Source organism: Psychrobacter sp. M13 (assembly GCF_030718935.1).
GTDB classification, from domain to species: domain Bacteria; phylum Pseudomonadota; class Gammaproteobacteria; order Pseudomonadales; family Moraxellaceae; genus Psychrobacter; species Psychrobacter immobilis_G.
Genome location: NZ_CP132194.1, coordinates 59,437 through 75,940, shown reverse-complemented (window position 1 = coordinate 75,940; position 16,504 = coordinate 59,437). Strand labels below are relative to the sequence as shown.

The window sequence follows — 16,504 nt, the reverse complement described above, 5'->3', positions numbered from 1 at the left end:
GAATAGCATCAGTTCAATCTACAAAAGAAAGTTCCTTTAAGAAGGTCTTCTGTATGATATTAAGATTGTGCTGAGTTAGCCAAAGCGTAACCTACCCTGCATCTATATTCATAACTATTTGAACTAAAATCAACGTAAATTTAATTTGTTTGGGTCAAAAACTATAAAATGTGTATCGCATAAAATCTTTACTTTTCATATCATTTGATGCTCTAGGCGCACTCTACTGGAGCTGACCTACTCTTAAAGTATAAGTAGGAAATAACGGTTCTATAACAACATTTTCATTAAAAATAAACACCTTAGAAGATAGCGCTGAAACATCATCAATATTGTCTATAATTAGCTTCAGGTTAGATTTAAAAATAGGTACATTTTCGCTATCAGCTAAGACATAGAAGGAGCTTGCAGATAACGATAAAAAATCACTTAGTAATTCTTCCATACAATCATAGTCTTTATAGTCAATATTAGTCCAAACCATATAGTTGTTTTTTAAGGGAAAAGTTTGTAATAGATCTATCGCTGTCTGCTCATCATCTACTATAGTGAAGTCTTGATTTAATGCTTCTCTACATTCTTCAAATAATGTCATTAATTTCTCCTTAAACGGACATCCCAAAAATACATATAACGGGCTAGTGAATACGTAAGCCAAAGATTTTATTTGTGAAAGTTGATAGTTAATATAAAAAAATTATTCGACTAGGAGCGCATAATTATGACAGCATTATATAAGACAGCCAATCCATACGGCAAACTCAGTATTGACGAATTAGAGAAGTTCGAAAAGGTAATAAAGTATCGATTACCAGAAGATTACCGTCACTATCTACTTAATTTCAATGGCGCAGAACCTATCAATACTGTCTGTCATATCTCTGATGCAGAAGGTAGAACAAGCGTACACAATATGTTAGGAATACATGACGGTCCTGAATATGCTAGGTTAGAACCAGAATTCGGTGATCGTAATAGCACTAAAAAAACAGGACTGCTTGCATTTGCATACGACGAGGGTGGTAATTATTTTTGCCTTTGTCTACTTCCTAAAAAATATGGTGAAGTGTACTTTTATGATCATGAGCGCTCTCATGCTAAAAAGATCAAAACTTTAGTCAAAATAACAAACAGTTTTAATGAATTTATCGCGCCTTTGATTTCTGAAGAGGCGCATGAGCTTATCCTAGCTGAAACTGACCCAGTATTTTATGCCAGATTGCAACATGCTAGAGCTAATCCGCAAATTTGATCTTTATAAGGAAAATACAGCAAGCGTAGGCTGGGCTTTTAGCCCAGCGAATGAGTAAGTAACCTAGAAAAATAACATCGTACTATATTACAAACAACATTTCACTTTAGCTATGAATTTCAAGCTAATTGCTATATTCTGCTGGGTTAAAAACCCAGCCTACAACAAATCGTTAGATACAACCCATTAAAAAAACATACATTGTTCGGTAGGTTTTTCTTAAGCCACCCTACGCCCTAATCCACCCTATACGACTGCCTATTCTGAACTCATAACGTTGGGTGTCGCAAGCTCTACACCAACCTACAGCACATTCAGAGCCAACTGCAATTCATATAGAGTAGGTTAATGTAGAAGGATTAGACACAACGATATTTGCATTAAACTTACTCCGTTTATCGGTGCGCTGGGCGCACCCTACCGACTTGAATAAGTAAAATGTCAAATGCGCTCAATAACGCTGCCTTAAAAAGATTTTCAGCCCTGATATGAGAGCCGTTAAAAAATTGCACTGCAATTTTAGGTTTGCAAGAGAAAATTCCTTAGAGGAAATTTTTTAAAGGTATCCTGACGCAAACGATGGCGATGCAGATACAAGCGGATAGCAGGATAAGCTCCCACAATAAAAAATAATAATATTTCCCCAAATCTCAATCACAAACCGCTATCAATCCATAACTGAAAACTCACATCGTTATCGCTACAATACTATTTAAATAGCTTTAAAGTTGTATTACTTATTTAAATTCACTTTTGCATAACGGAGTGAGCTATGTTTGAATTAGATATCGATATGGCGTTGATGAAGTATCACTTTTTTCAACTATGCATTACCTTTATATTATCGTTACCTATCGCGCTCAATCGTGAGATGAAGGATAATGGTGCGGGTCTGCGCACCTTCCCATTGGTGGCTATTGCCTCCTGCGCCTTTATGCTAGTCGGTCGAGATATCTACAATGAGGGCGATGCCGAAGCGCGTATTATGTACGGTATTATCACCGGTATGGGCTTTATCGGTGGTGGTGCTATTTTTAAAAGTGGCGGCAGTGTTAAAGGTACTGCCACAGCCGCAGGACTATGGAATACCGCTGCCATTGGTATCTCAGTCGCTTATAGCCGCTATGAGATTGCCATCATCTTATCTGTCGTTAGCTTTTTGATCCTACAGTTCTCAGAGCCTTTTAAAGCAAAAAATAAGATGAAAGATGAGTAATGAGCTGAAACTTTATTAAATTCTCGTTACAATATCATCATTAATTATTCATATCATAGAGAACTCCATGAAACATAGACCACCTGCTGAATTATTAGAAAAAGCCAAACACTGGCGTGAAGATATTAACTTTCAAGCGAATGTGCTGGGTCAACCTTTTGACTTTGCCACTACGTGGGGTATTTTTTCTCCGCAAAAGCTTGATGACGGTAGCCTCATGCTGCTTGATTATGTCGACTTTCAGACGGACGATGACTCGATAGATTTGGGCTGTGGCTATGGTGTACTTGGTATGGCAGCGGCGCGCGAATGTCCAAATGGTCAGCACACCTTAATTGATAAAGACTTTATGGCAGTAGAATATGCTCGCCTGAACTGTGAGAAAAATGGTCTGCATAATGTCGATGTGCATTTATCAAACGGCTTTAATCATGTGGCGGCAGATAAAGACTTTAGCCTTGTGATGTCGAACTTGCCTGCCAAAGTCGGTAAAGAGCAGCATTATTTATACTTCTTAGATGCTTATGCGCGGATGCGTCAAGGTGGACGTTTTTACGTGGTGACCATCAATGGCTTACGTCAATTTATGAAGCGCTCGTTTACCGAGGTGTTTGGGAATAGCGAAAAGGTCAAGCAAGGCAAAACTTATACTATTACCATGGCGACCAAAGAATAATCTTGCAAAACCCATCAGCAAAAAGCACGCTTAACGTTGAGTTATAGCGTGCTTTTTAGTTGTATTTCGCTGAGCTTAAGTTTTTACCAAAACAACCGTCTACATTTGCCGTTTTAGTAAATATATTCCCAGTATCGTACTGGCGATAATGGGCAGTATCACCATAAGCATCGGCGAAAATCCAGTCGCCAAGGAAATAAACCCAACCAAGTCTTGCAGGTAGCTAAATAGCAAGCCGAATAGTAGCGCGACGACAATACGTAAACCTAAGCTATGAGTGCGTAGCGAGCCGAAGACGAATGAGCAGGCGACGATAACTAGCGATAAAATTGAGAGTGGTGAGAGTAGCTTTTGCCAAAACGCCAGCTCATGAGTCAATGAGCGCTGCTCTTGCGCGCGCATAAGCTGACGATGATCGTATAGCTGAGTCAGCGATAGATCTTCAGCCTCACGGGTCAATAGATAGACCGACTCAGGTGCAAAAGGTAAGCTTAACGTATCTGATAGTGACTTGGCTTGACTGGCTTCAAACCCTTGGTTGATACTCAGCTTGGTGATATTATTGAGTTGCCACTCATAGCGGTACTGGGCCGACTGGGCCGAGGTATTATTATCCGCATCAATAGCGACGCGCCCTTTATAGTTTCCCCCTTCAGCACGGATAGCGGTTTGCAGATTGCCGTCATTATCTAAGTGCCAGCGTTTTACTTCACCGATATTGCCTTGTACATCTGCATAATTGATATAGAGAATATCGCTGCCATTGGGCTGCGCACTACCACTAGTGTTATCGGTGCTATTATTCGCATCGTTGCCAGCACTAGTAGTGGTAAAACTTGGCTGCACGGTCCAGTAGCCGCGCACTGTGGTAATCGATACGTCGCGCTCGTCGCTATTGATTTCGTGTGCCAATTGATTGCTGGTAGGTAATACGAATTGGTTAATCACTAAGGCTAAAAGCACAAATACCAGCGCAGGCTGTAGTACCCAACCGACGATACGATACACACTAATACCAGCGGCGCGCATGACCACCAGCTCGCTCTTATTAGCTAATAATCCTAATCCAATAACCGCGCCTAATAAAGCACCTGTCGGGATAAATTCTTCTAAAAAATAGGGCGAGCGATATAGGATGTATTTGAGAGCGTCCGCCATCGTATAGCTATCATCTAGTGAGTCCAGTTCAGATAAATAAGAGAAAACAATTTGTAGCGCCCACAGTCCTAGTATCGCCGCGATAATGGCTAGTAGGGCGTTTTTTTTCACGTAACGACTGAGCACTTTTAGAGTGGTGGATTGGGTATTAACAGGAGAGCGCACTAATAGTTCCCTCCGTTTGAATGATCGGTTGTTAGAGAGGGCTCAGTACCCTCTCGTCGTACCCGTAATCGATGTCCTATACGGCTGCTCCAATTCATATATAGTGCCAACGCCATAAACCCTACGATCAGCCAAGCATAAGCCCAAACGCTAACACTGCCTTGACCCACTGCGTTTTTGAGCGAAATAATGCCTAATGCACAGCTGACAAATAATAATACTGAGGGGAATAAGCGTAGCCAGCGCCCTTGACGAGGCCTTACTTGAGATAAAGGTACAGCTAGCATCGGCGCGATGATCATCAGCCAAGGCAGCGCAAATCGATAACCCAGCTCACCTTGCGCGGCCCGCATAGCACTAGTACTATTAACTGACGCGCTACCTGTAGCAGCTTGCCATAAAGGGCCAATAGCTTGGGTTTCGGTATTATCCTCAGTCACTATCTCTTTAGAGGACTCAGTTAAGGTAATCCGATAACGATCAAAGCCAATTTGATTATACTTTAGACTGCCTGCGCCGACTTCATAGCGTCGACCCTGAAACAGATCCAACTGCGTGATACCGCCAGCACCGTTATCAACTTGCTCAGCACGCTTGGCAAGAGTGATGGTGTCTTTAGTGATGGCTTGATCGCTGTTGTCGATAGTAGTCGTCAACTCTTGCGGCATCTCAGTATTAGCCAGTTGCCTTGCCAGCTCAGCATCATCACTGCTAAGCGGTTCTTCATTTTCAACCGTCTCTTTGGTCTGGATCAAAACTACATCTTGCAGCTGTTTTTTGTCGTCGCTCAAGCTACCGACATACAGATGGTAATTGCCACTACTGACAAACTCATTAGGACGAATAAGATCAAAAGCACTACTCAAAGCTTGCTGCTGCCAGATAGTTTCTGAGGAGCGCACGCCCCAAGGCTTAGCGACTACCGATAAGGCGGCTTCGCCTACGAACAGCGCCAAAATCAATGGGGTCATCAACCGAGCCAGCTTACCACGTGAGACCCCACTACCATTGATAACGGCCATTTCTTGATCGACATACAATCGCCCAAACACTAGCATTAAGGCGATAAAAAACGCTAACGGCAGGATAAGCTCTAAAAAGTAAGGTAGATTATAGCCAATAATGCTAAACAATAAGCTGATATCCAAATTACCTTCAGCGGCGATGCCAAAATAACGTATCAGACGTCCGCCAAGCATCATTACGACCAAAAACCCCAATACCAAAGCGGTGGTCGAGGCAACTTGATTGGTCATATAACGGCGTAATATCACGATAAGGACTCTTAATAAAAAGCTTAGGGTAACAGCATTAATAACGTAGCTGAGCGTCTGTCGAACCAACTAAATGATGCAAGCTATGCTTGTGGATATGGCATTCAGGCATAGCCGCTAATGCTACCATGTTTTTGTAAAAAATGACGGTAAAATGTGTTTGAATACATTACGTCACTCTGTACTGTAGCGCATTTAAAACGGTTTGTGTGTTGTTGGTATCAAGCACTGATAAGCGGCTCATTAGTTGTTAGAATCTATCTTTACCTCACACACCATCTGGAGAACACTATGTCTAGTCCTGCAACTCTACTTGAATTGGCTGGCGGCCAGTATAATAAACTTGATTGGTCAAACTGCGCTGTGGTACTGATTGATTTTCAGAATGAATATGTCAATGGTAAAATGCCCTTAGGCGCAGCTGGTACTAAAGCCACTGCCAATGCGCGTTTGCTGTTAGATAAAGCTAGAGATAACAACACGCCTATTTTTCATATCGCCCATCATGGTGAAGACAAGGGTAATATTTTTGATCCTTTGTCAGACAAAGTTACTATAGTGGACAGCTTGCAACCATTAGATAGTGAAAAAACCATTACTAAGATGCATCCTAATGCCTTCTATGATACTCCGTTACAAGCGCTTATCGAAGCTACTGGCAAGTCGCAAATTGTCTTTGCTGGGTTTATGAGTCATATGTGTGTCAGCTCAAGCGTAAGAGCTGCCTTTGATTTAGGCTTTGAGAATTTTGTTTGTCATGATGCTTGTGCTACTCGCGACTTACCTAGTGCTCAAGGTGAAACGCTGGCCGCCAACGTAGTACACGATACGGCTATGGCTGCATTGCAAGATAGATTTGCCGCTTTGATGTCGACTGATACCGTAATCAACGGCTAACAAGCTGATGTTTAGCTATAATTGCCAAAGTAGCCAGCAAACCTAGCCAAAATCATTATCCCTCGCTGACGGTGCGCTGCTATTTTGATATGCTACACTGCCATCACATCACTGCCCAATTGATTCAATAATCACTCTAACAAGCTTACAAGGACAACCCTATATGAATATTAAGCTCACCCAACAGCTACCAAAAACCCATACTCAAAAAATACTCAAAAAAGAAGCTAAGGATAAAGACTCAGCCTGCTTAGTGGTGCTAGTCGATAATAATAAAAATATCTTAGCAGAGGCTGTATTAACCGACTATCAAGAGCGTATCGAGCAATTGATCGACGTGTCCCATTTTACAGGTAAGGCTTGTGAAACGGTTGCAGATTATGCGTTAGCAGGTGATAAAAAAACCACTAAGCAAAATCCGCTACAATTATTGCTAGTAGGTGTGGGTAATGTCGACAAGCTAAATAATGCGACGCTACAAAAAATTGCTAAGACGATTTATAGTGCTACACAAAAGCGCGTTAGCTCAATTACTGTAGCGCTAAATGACAGCTTAGAGGAAAATGAATTCGGTCAATTCGCACTGAATTTATTAGCAGCGACTTATCGTTTCGATAAATACAAGTCTGAGCAAAACACCCCTGTATTGACTGATATCTATCTATTGGCTGATGCTACTTTGCAGCCAGCGCTAGACTTTGCTGAGTCAGTATTTGCAGGTCAAAGCCTAACTCGTGATGTGGCTAATGAGCCAGGCAACATCTGCTTCCCGGCGTACATGGCAGAGCAAGCACAAGAGCTTGCCAAAGCACATTCTGATGTACTAAAGGTCACTGTACTTGGCGAAGCAGAAATGGCAGCGCTAGGCATGAATTGTTTCCTATCTGTGTCACAAGGCTCGACCCGCGAGGGCCAGCTGGTCATCATGGAATATCAAGGCAAATCAAAGTTCGGTGCTAAGACGACTAGTAGCGCAGCAAAAGTTAGCGGTGGCCTAAAAGCCATAGCCGATAAATTACCATTAAAAGGCGCTGGTAAAAAAGCGGATAAAGCTACCGATCAAGCTATTCAAGCGGTCAATGATGATGCGCCTATTGTGTTGGTTGGTAAAGGCGTTACCTTTGATTCAGGTGGTATCTCAATCAAGCCAGGCGCGGCTATGGATGAGATGAAGTTTGATATGGGTGGTTCTGCTGCAGTACTCGGTACGCTAAAAGCGCTATGCGAATCACGTCTACCTATCAATGTCGTCGGCGCATTGGCTTGTGCTGAGAATATGCCATCAGGGGAAGCCACGCGTCCTGGCGATATTATCAGAGCGATGAACGGCAAATCGGTCGAAATCCTCAATACAGACGCTGAAGGTCGCCTAGTACTATGCGACACGCTTTGCTACGTACAGCAGTACTATCAGCCAAAAGCGATCATCGATGTAGCAACGCTAACAGGTGCTTGCGTCGTCGCGCTTGGTCATGTGCGCTCAGCCGTATTCAGTAACGATGAAGATGTGTTGTTTGGCTTAGAAAACGCTAGTAATCAGTCTGGTGATCTCGTTTGGCACATGCCGTTGGATGATGAGTATCAGTCGTTGATTGATTCGCCTATTGCTGATATACAGAACATCGGTGGCAAAGGCGCAGGCGCTGTCACCGCCGCTTGCTTCTTATCGCGCTTTATAGAGGAAGGTCAAGCGTGGGCGCATTTGGATATCGCTGGTACGGCGTGGATCTCAGGTAAAGACAAAGCCGCTACAGGTCGTCCGGTGCCGCTATTTATGCAGTATCTAAAAAATGCTTCAATAGCGTAATAGATAATGGCAACGGATCAGACAACGGTGACCCAGCTACCTGTTAGCTTTTATGTACTCAGCGATCCTAAAGCTCAAGATATTTTGGGCTTTATGGTGCAGTTAGTACAGACTGCGCTTCATAAAAGCAAACAGTCGATACTCGTATTGAGTGATGAGTCATCGCTGCTCAGCGAGCTTGATGAGGCGCTGTGGTCGCACGATGCCGTTAGTTTTATCCCGCATCAGTTACTAACGACAAATACTGTTGATGATCTGCTTGCGCCTGTGCTACTAGGTGATTATTTGCCCGAGCAGTTCAAGGGTATAGTCCTTAATATCACTGCTCGTACCGTTACGGACTTTATAGGTGCGACTCATAACGTGTCGATAACCCGTATCCTAGAGATTATCAAACCGGATACGGTCAGCGTAGGAGCAGGACGGGCTAAGTATAAGCATTATCAGCAATTAGGGCATGAGCTTACCCATTTCAAAGTTTAGTCTTCTATTGCAAATAGTGTAAAAATTAAACGCCAGTCATGGCGTTTTTTTTCGTCTGCGTTTCAATGATTTAAAAGTCTAGTTATGGGTTAACATGTCAAAAAATGCTAATATCGCCCGTTAAATAAGTCTATGTTTTTTGCTACTTAAACTACTGAGGTAAAAATGCATTCATTAATAGCGATGTATCAACGAATCGGATTGGTACCGCTGATTGTTATCGGTTTAGTACTGGGTACTTTGATAGGATGGCTGGCACCAAGTATTGGCATTGCCTTAGGTATTTTGGGGACGCTGTTCGTCGGCGCTTTAAAAGCCGTTGCCCCTATACTGGTGTTTTTCTTAGTTATGGCTGCTATCTGTCAGCATCGTAGCGGTAATAAAGTCTATGTAAAACCCGTGCTATTTTTATATCTGATAGGCACTTTTGTGGCCGCTCTAGTCGCTGTTGGTGCCAGCTTTTTATTCCCAACTGAATTGACTTTGGTGAATGCTACCATCGAGCAAGTACCGCCTGCAAACTTAAAAGAAGTATTAAATAACTTGCTGCTCAGTCTCGTCGCCAACCCAGTTGATGCCCTAGCCAATGCTAATTATATTGGTATATTAGCTTGGGCGGTTATTATCGGCTTTGCGTTACGACAAGCCAGCGAGACAACTCGCAGCGCTGTCAATGACTTTGCAGATGCCATCTCAAAAGTAGTCAAATGGGTTATTGCCCTAGCACCTTTTGGTATCTTGGGCTTAGTAGCCAATACCGTCGCTGATACAGGCTTCGCTGCGCTGTTGGGCTATGCACGAATTTTGCTAGTATTGATAGGCTGTATGTTGTTTATTGCATTGGTGACTAACCCTATCCTTGTGTATCTCAAGACTGGTAAAAACCCATATCCGCTAGTATTCACCTGCTTACGTGAATCTGGGATTACCGCGTTTTTTACTCGCAGTTCAGCCGCTAACATCCCCATTAATATGAATCTAGCCAGCAAATTAGGCTTACATGAAAATACTTATTCAGTCACCCTGCCATTAGGCGCCACTATTAATATGGCAGGTGCGGCGATCACCATTAATGTGCTCACCCTTGCAGCAGCTCATACTTTGGGTATTGAAGTCAGCTTTGGCTCAGCATTACTGCTAAGTCTAGTCGCTACGGTCAGTGCTGGAGGTACCTCTGGCGTCGCTGGTGGCTCATTACTACTCATTCCTTTGGCGGCCAGTTTATTCAATATTCCTGATGATATTGCGCTACAAGTGGTCGCTATCGGCTTTATTATTAGTGTCCTGCAAGACTCGGCAGAGACCGCATTGAACTCGTCAACAGACGTACTGTTTACTGCCGCTGCTGACCCTAAATACGCACGCTAATATCATTTGAGAGGTAGGGTCTGTTGAACATTTATAAGTGAGCACTGCTGATAGCTAAAATAGTTCTAGTCTAAGTAAAAATCGCAGGTAATGCAGATGCCTTAGCTAGACTTTTACAACGAATAGGGCAATTTTAGCATCAGCCCTGAGAACGGATCGAGCAAAGCACTGCTTTGCCCGTTCGCAAGACGAGAGCTGTGCTCGAGTGGGACAGGACTCTTTTTTGCCGATTCGTCATTAAAAAGATCCGCTTAGAATGACTAAACTAGATATTTTTAATCTAGAATCGCCTAAAAAATAGTCACTGTCAGTGCCATGATCAAATGTTCAACAGACCCCAATAACCAATCAATCTCTTCAAATGAATAGCTATAAAAATAAAAAAGGGCTTAACGGCTCTTTTTTTGGTTATAATTCACCGATTTTTATTCTGTTTTACGAATCTTACCTTTATATATATAAGTACGAGGCTAGTAAGGCAAAAAATAGAGAATAGCTTGATCTCTTTTATTATTCATTAAGTTGTAGGAGTAAGAATGTATTCATTGGTTGCAATGTATAAGCGCATTGGTCTAGTACCGCTTATTATTATCGGTTTGATAGTGGGCACGTTGGTTGGTTGGCTGGCGCCAAATGTCGGTATTGCCCTAGGCCTGCTAGGTACACTGTTCGTCGGAGCACTAAAAGCGGTTGCGCCTGTGCTGGTCTTTATCTTAGTGATGGCCGCTATCTGCCAACATCGTAGTGATGGTGAAGTCTACGTAAAGCCCGTGCTGATTATGTATATCTTTGGCACGTTTTTGGCGGCATTGACGGCGGTGGGTGCCAGCTTTTTATTCCCTACCAGCTTAGTATTAGTGAGTGCTGATGCCGTGACGCAGATACCGCCCGCCGATCTAAAAGAAGTCTTAGGTAATCTACTGCTTAGCCTTGTGGCTAATCCTGTCAATGCCGTCGCTAACGCCAACTATATTGGTATATTGGCATGGGCAATTATCATCGGTTTTGCGCTCCGTAAAGCCAGCGCAACCACACGTGCTGCTGTCGTTGATTTTTCTGAAGCTATCTCACAAGTGGTCAAATGGGTTATTGCTCTAGCCCCTTTTGGTATCTTAGGTCTAGTCGCCAACACTGTCGCTGAAACGGGTTTTGCTGCACTGGCAGGCTACGCACGGATTTTGATGGTATTGATTGGCTGTATGGTATTTATCGCCTTGATTGCTAATCCTATTATCGTCTTTATCAAGACCGGCAAAAACCCATATCCGCTGGTCTTTACTTGTCTACGTGAATCTGGCATTACCGCGTTTTTTACTCGTAGCTCTGCGGCGAACATTCCAGTCAATATGAATCTTGCCAATAAATTAGGCTTGAATAAAGATACTTACTCAGTGACCATTCCGCTTGGCGCGACCATAAATATGGCAGGTGCGGCAATTACTATTAACGTACTCACCCTCGCCGCAGCTCATACTTTAGGCATTGAGGTCAGCTTTGCCTCAGCATTGCTGCTCAGCTTAGTAGCGACGATTAGTGCTTGCGGAGCGTCTGGTGTAGCTGGCGGTTCATTGCTACTTATTCCATTAGCAGCAAGCCTATTTAGTATTCCTAACGATATTGCTATTCAAGTGGTCGCTATCGGCTTTATTATCGGGGTAATACAAGATTCAGCAGAGACTGCGCTGAACTCATCAACAGATGTGTTATTTACCGCAGCCGCTGATCCGAAATATGCGCGTTAGCTGGTTTTATTAACTGACTAACAGTCACTAATTCAGCAGTTATAGACACAAAAAAAAGGGCAATCAATGCCCTTTTTTTGTGTCTGAAATTTAAAATTATCGGACTAGGTTATTTTAAATGCTCAATATTGACTTCAATAACTGGTGCTTGCATATCCAATTGGCGCTTATACTGACGCAGTTGCTCAACTTCATCCAATAGCTCTAATATCAAGCCAATAGCAGGCACGCTGGCCTCAAAGTCACGACTCAGACGCGAAGCACGACGTACGGTCGTCAACTGATAGCCTGTAAACTGCTGTTGCTCAGGTACATCATATTCGATAATATTTTCTTCGATTAGCGCAATGACCCATTGCGGCTCTTGACCACAAGCAGAGACTAGCTCATCAAAGCTCATAATGAGATCGGTTAGTTCGGGTGAGTGTTTCATATTATTATCCTCGTTGCGGTTATGCTAACGTTTCACTAATTTTTCGCATCACTATCTTTATCAGCGGCTAATACCAGCATCAGCAAAAGCTTGTTTTAATTGCTCATAAGCTTGTTTATCTGTATCACTACTGACCTCAGGGTTTATAATATTTAAGGTTAAATACAGATCACCGGCTTGCTTAGCGGGAATGCCTTTGCCCTTAAGACGCAGATTACTGCCCGACTTACTGTTACTTGGGATGCTAACACCCAAAGTCCCTGCTGGCGTGGTGACATTGATTTTTTCACCGAGAGCGGCCTCCCACGGGGTAATGTTTACTGTTTGATAAACATCAGCGCCTTCTAAACGGATATTGTTGTTATGAGTGATTTTTACCTTTAAGAATAGATCGCCGTTTTTACCGTTACCACTACCCGCCGCTCCCTGTCCACTCAGGCGAATCTGCTTACCATCTGTGATGCCTTTAGGTATTTTTATTTTTAGCGTTTTATTGTCATAGTCGACACTACCATTGGGCTTTCGCGTGGGTACATTTAGTTTAATACTGTAGTCATCACCATTATAGACGGATGCCAAATCAACGTTGATTTCGGCATGTTGGTCTTGACCTTTGCTGTTCTGAGCGCCAAAGCCACCACCGAACTGATCAAAGCCTTGTTGCGTACGACCACCTGCTTGTTCATTGGAGCCGCCACGCGCGCCGCGACCAAAGGCTGAGAATATGTCATCAAAACGAAAGCCACCGTCACCAAAGGCCTCCCCTTCACCGAACTGACCTTTTATATCTTCCCAATTAAAGCCGCCTTGCCCAGCACCTGCTTGTCCACCAAATCCGCCACTGCTTTGACCTGCGAATGGGTTATTGAGCATAGCGTCATACTCGCGTCGTTTGTCTTTATCTCTGATAGTTTCATAAGCGTTATTAATCTCAGCGATTTTATTATCCGCATCAGGGTCATCACTAACGTCGGGGTGATATTGGCGGACGAGCTTACGATATTTTTTCTTAATATCGCTATCTGTGGCGTCTTTTTTGACTCCTAATATTTCGTAGTAGTTTTTTTCGGCCATTATTTTTTCCTTATGCATAATTTTGGCGGCTACCTCTATTAGATATAGAGTAACTCAATGAATCAACTAAATAAATAGAGCCGCTTAATTGTCGTTTACAGAGCTGTGAGGACACAACAAGATTTTTATAGTAAAATATCTATATTATTCATACTCATAGGGAGTGTGAATATTATAGGCAAAAATATCTGTCTATTTCATTAATCGTAAAAAGGTATTAAATGTCTTATTTAATCAAGTCTTTAGTTGTCACGTTATCACTGCTTTTGAGTACCGCCACATTTGCTGCTAATACCAGTTATTACGGTAGCAAGTTCCACGGTAAACGCACAGCTAGTGGTAGTATCTTCAATATGAACTCTTTGACGGCAGCACATAAAACGCTGCCGTTCGGTACGAAGGTAGAAGTGACCAACAAAAAGACAAAGCAGAGCGTGATAGTAAAAATCACGGACAGAGGCCCTTTTATCAAGGGAAGAATTCTTGATTTATCTAAAGGCGCTGCTGGTAAAATAAACTGCCAACTTTGTACGACTAGTATGAAGATATTATCTTACGGTGATGGTAAATATCGTAAGCAATAATGTAAGGAAAGGGGGAGAGCTGACGCTCTCCCCCTTTTTTATAACTTATGACGCTTATCAACTTGACTCATTATTTCCCACAACAGTCAGCTTTAGTGCTCCAGTCACTCTAACTAAAGTCAGCTTCCATCTCTTCTAGTTTGGTCATCGCCAGCAATAGACTCTCCTCTTTATCACTATGCTGCTGTTGCAATGAAGATTGTTCTTCTAGTAGTTTTAGCAGATCAGCCTTACGACTTTCCTCATATAGCTCAGTGTTTGCCAGCTTAGTTTCCAAATCAGCTAATTGATCATCAATCTTTGCTAAAGCTTTTTCGGTATTCTCAATATCGCGGCGAATAGGTGCACTAAGCTTGCGCTGCTGCGCGGCCAACTTGCGTTGTTCATCCTTACTTAACAGTGATTGCGACGAAGACTTTCCATCTGCTTTTACGCTATTATCTTTTGTTTGATGTGAAACACTGTCTTTGGCGACAAAGGCTTTTTTCTCTTTTTTACTCTTGCCTTTTTTGTTCGACTTTTTATCAGAGCTGTTCTCTTGCTTGCGCTTCTCGCTTAGCCACTTACCATAGTCACTGATATCGCCATCGAACTCTTCAATCTGACCATCATGTACTAAGTACAGCTCATCACAGACATTAGCAATCAGCTCACGATCATGCGAGACCAGTACCACTGCTCCCTCAAAACCTTGCAAGGCTACGGTCAAGGCTTGGCGCATCTGTAAGTCTAGATGGTTGGTTGGCTCATCAAGTACGAGCACATTAGGGCGCTGCCAAACGATCAGCGCTAATGTTAAACGCGCACGCTCGCCGCCTGAAAATAGTTTACTTGGTGTATCAATACGCTCGCCGCGAAAGTCAAAACTACCCAAAAACGAGCGTAACTCAGCATCGGAGGTCTTGCCTGCGAGACGGCGTAGCATCTCTATCGGCGTAGCCTGAGCATCCAAAGCATCCATTTGATGCTGATTAAAGTAGCCAAGCTTTAGAGTATCGGAAACCGTATAAGACCCTGATAAAACCCCAAGCTCACCGACCATCGCCTTAATCAGCGTTGACTTACCCGCACCATTCATACCTAGCAGACCGAGACGGGTATCAGGTGTCACCTGCACACTAACATCATGAATAAGCGGTGTACTGCTATAACCAACATCAGCTTTGGTCAGCTCAATGAGTGGTGTATTCATGTGCGCAGGCTCATAAAATCGAAATGAGAATGGGTTATCTGCCATCATAGGCGATAGCTCAGCCATGCGCTCTAATTGCTTGATACGGCTCTGAGCTTGCTTAGCTTTACTGGCTTTGGCACGGAAACGACGAATAAAGTCATCTAGATGGGCTTTGGTCGCTTGTTGCTTCTCAAACGCCTGCTGCTGCTGCGCCATACGCTCATGGCGCGTGCGAATAAACTGCTGATAGTTACCCGTGTACATGGTGATTTGCTGCTGTTCGACATGCAAGATATGGCCGATAGTCGCATCCAGAAATGCTTGATCATGCGAGATGACAATCACAAGACCCGTAAAGTCATTGATCCAAGTCTCAAGCCAAAGAATAGCATCTAAGTCCAAGTGGTTAGTTGGCTCATCGAGAAGCATCAAATCAGCGCGGCTCATCAAGGTCTTAGCTAGATTCAAGCGCATCCGCCAACCACCTGAGAACCCTTCTACAGGGAGCTCATGCTGACTGGTCTTAAAACCAAGACCTGCCATAATTTGCGCCGCTTTGGTCGGGGTACTATAGCCATCGATTTCATCGAACTGCTGATAAAGAATAGGAATTTGCTCATCGCTCACGGTACTTAAGTCGCTCAACGCTGCATTGAGCTCAAACCACTGCTCATCACCGCTTAGCACATAGTCAATCGCGCTTTGGCTACTAGCCCCGACTTCCTGCGCCATATGCGCCACCTGCCAGCTATCAGGAATATTGACCTCGCCACGATCAAGGGTAACCTCAGTATCGCCTGTGCTCATTTGCGTCAATAACAAGGCAAATAGCGTTGATTTGCCAGTACCGTTATTACCCGTCAAGCCGATTTTATGGTTGGGGTGCAACTGAAAGCTGGCACCTGAAAATAACTCACGGCCATCACGGCGCACACTAACGTCTTTAAATTCGATCATAAAATTTTTAATCTCAGAGGGTTTGGATAAGGCAGTTAAAACATGGCTTTTATAGCTTGCACGGTTTAAAAGGTAGGTAGCATTTGCAAATCAGCACTTATAAAAGCTTTTGCAAATAAATGGTCGCTATTATTTCAAACGACTAGCCGATAGGCAAACGATTAAATAGCTATTTTAATTTTAGTTGCTTAATGAAGGCGAAAGAAGGCTTTTTCAACGGCTTTAACTCGCTCTATGCTTAAAC

Annotated in this window: 15 protein-coding genes; 9 read left to right on the top strand and 6 right to left on the bottom strand. The window is 43.2% G+C overall.

The genetic code is table 11. The features are described 5' to 3' along the window. Positions 1-223 precede the first annotated feature (223 nt). The gene (locus tag Q9G97_RS00320) at positions 224-595 is read right to left on the bottom strand and encodes a hypothetical protein (protein WP_305899268.1); all 372 of its coding nucleotides are present in this window, start codon (positions 593-595) and stop codon (positions 224-226) included. Positions 596-721: 126 nt separating this feature from the next. Here Q9G97_RS00320 and Q9G97_RS00315 point away from each other — a divergent pair, with 126 nt between their 5' ends. The 3 genes from Q9G97_RS00315 (at position 722) to Q9G97_RS00305 (ending at position 3,144) form a co-directional block, all read left to right on the top strand. Continuing rightward, positions 722-1,252 carry an SMI1/KNR4 family protein gene (locus Q9G97_RS00315; protein ID WP_305899267.1) on the top strand — a complete coding sequence of 177 codons (531 nt, stop codon included), beginning with the start codon at positions 722-724 and terminating at the stop codon, positions 1,250-1,252. A 772-nt stretch (positions 1,253-2,024) separates the two neighbouring features. Next, positions 2,025-2,468: an MgtC/SapB family protein gene (locus tag Q9G97_RS00310; protein ID WP_305899266.1), complete on the top strand. Its 444-nt coding sequence runs from the start codon at positions 2,025-2,027 to the stop codon at positions 2,466-2,468. A 67-nt stretch (positions 2,469-2,535) separates the two neighbouring features. After that, a complete protein-coding gene (locus Q9G97_RS00305; RefSeq protein WP_305899265.1) occupies positions 2,536-3,144 on the top strand; it encodes a class I SAM-dependent methyltransferase in 609 nt (202 codons plus the stop codon). A 99-nt stretch (positions 3,145-3,243) separates the two neighbouring features. On the opposite strand, the gene Q9G97_RS00300 is transcribed toward Q9G97_RS00305, so the two are convergent. Together Q9G97_RS00300 and lptF are read right to left on the bottom strand one after the other, a co-directional pair. Then, positions 3,244-4,467, bottom strand: coding sequence for an LptF/LptG family permease (locus tag Q9G97_RS00300; protein WP_305899264.1), 1,224 nt, complete (start codon positions 4,465-4,467; stop codon positions 3,244-3,246). Beyond that, positions 4,467-5,723 carry an LPS export ABC transporter permease LptF gene (lptF, locus tag Q9G97_RS00295; RefSeq protein ID WP_305899263.1) on the bottom strand — a complete coding sequence of 419 codons (1,257 nt, stop codon included), beginning with the start codon at positions 5,721-5,723 and terminating at the stop codon, positions 4,467-4,469. Before lptF ends, Q9G97_RS00300 begins: the two co-directional genes overlap by 1 nt. A gap of 309 nt (positions 5,724-6,032) precedes the next feature. On the opposite strand from lptF, the gene Q9G97_RS00290 reads away from it, so the two are divergent. The 5 genes from Q9G97_RS00290 (at position 6,033) to sstT (Q9G97_RS00270) (ending at position 12,038) form a co-directional block, all read left to right on the top strand. Next, the gene (locus Q9G97_RS00290; RefSeq protein ID WP_305899262.1) at positions 6,033-6,638 is read left to right on the top strand and encodes a cysteine hydrolase family protein; all 606 of its coding nucleotides are present in this window, start codon (positions 6,033-6,035) and stop codon (positions 6,636-6,638) included. 163 nt (positions 6,639-6,801) lie between these two features. Then, positions 6,802-8,445 (top strand): leucyl aminopeptidase, encoded by a 1,644-nt coding sequence (locus tag Q9G97_RS00285; RefSeq protein WP_305899261.1) that lies wholly within the window; start codon positions 6,802-6,804, stop codon positions 8,443-8,445. Between the two features lie 6 nt (positions 8,446-8,451). Beyond that, positions 8,452-8,928: a DNA polymerase III subunit chi gene (locus Q9G97_RS00280; RefSeq protein WP_305899260.1), complete on the top strand. Its 477-nt coding sequence runs from the start codon at positions 8,452-8,454 to the stop codon at positions 8,926-8,928. Positions 8,929-9,093: 165 nt separating this feature from the next. After that, positions 9,094-10,296, top strand: a complete 1,203-nt coding sequence (gene sstT / locus Q9G97_RS00275; RefSeq protein ID WP_305899259.1) for a serine/threonine transporter SstT — start codon at positions 9,094-9,096, stop codon at positions 10,294-10,296. Positions 10,297-10,832: 536 nt separating this feature from the next. Continuing rightward, positions 10,833-12,038, top strand: coding sequence for a serine/threonine transporter SstT (sstT, locus tag Q9G97_RS00270; RefSeq protein ID WP_305899258.1), 1,206 nt, complete (start codon positions 10,833-10,835; stop codon positions 12,036-12,038). A 109-nt stretch (positions 12,039-12,147) separates the two neighbouring features. On the opposite strand, the gene Q9G97_RS00265 is transcribed toward sstT (Q9G97_RS00270), so the two are convergent. Both Q9G97_RS00265 and Q9G97_RS00260 read right to left on the bottom strand, forming a co-directional pair. Further along, positions 12,148-12,471, bottom strand: a complete 324-nt coding sequence (locus Q9G97_RS00265) for a chaperone modulator CbpM (protein WP_305899257.1) — start codon at positions 12,469-12,471, stop codon at positions 12,148-12,150. A 60-nt stretch (positions 12,472-12,531) separates the two neighbouring features. Further along, complete coding sequence (locus Q9G97_RS00260) at positions 12,532-13,545, bottom strand: DnaJ C-terminal domain-containing protein (RefSeq protein ID WP_305899256.1); 1,014 nt, start codon at positions 13,543-13,545, stop codon at positions 12,532-12,534. Positions 13,546-13,766: 221 nt separating this feature from the next. On the opposite strand from Q9G97_RS00260, the gene Q9G97_RS00255 reads away from it, so the two are divergent. After that, positions 13,767-14,129, top strand: a complete 363-nt coding sequence (locus tag Q9G97_RS00255) for a septal ring lytic transglycosylase RlpA family protein (protein ID WP_305899255.1) — start codon at positions 13,767-13,769, stop codon at positions 14,127-14,129. A gap of 109 nt (positions 14,130-14,238) precedes the next feature. On the opposite strand, the gene Q9G97_RS00250 is transcribed toward Q9G97_RS00255, so the two are convergent. Then, positions 14,239-16,260: an ABC-F family ATP-binding cassette domain-containing protein gene (locus Q9G97_RS00250; protein WP_305899254.1), complete on the bottom strand. Its 2,022-nt coding sequence runs from the start codon at positions 16,258-16,260 to the stop codon at positions 14,239-14,241. Between the last annotated feature and the right edge of the window lie 244 nt (positions 16,261-16,504).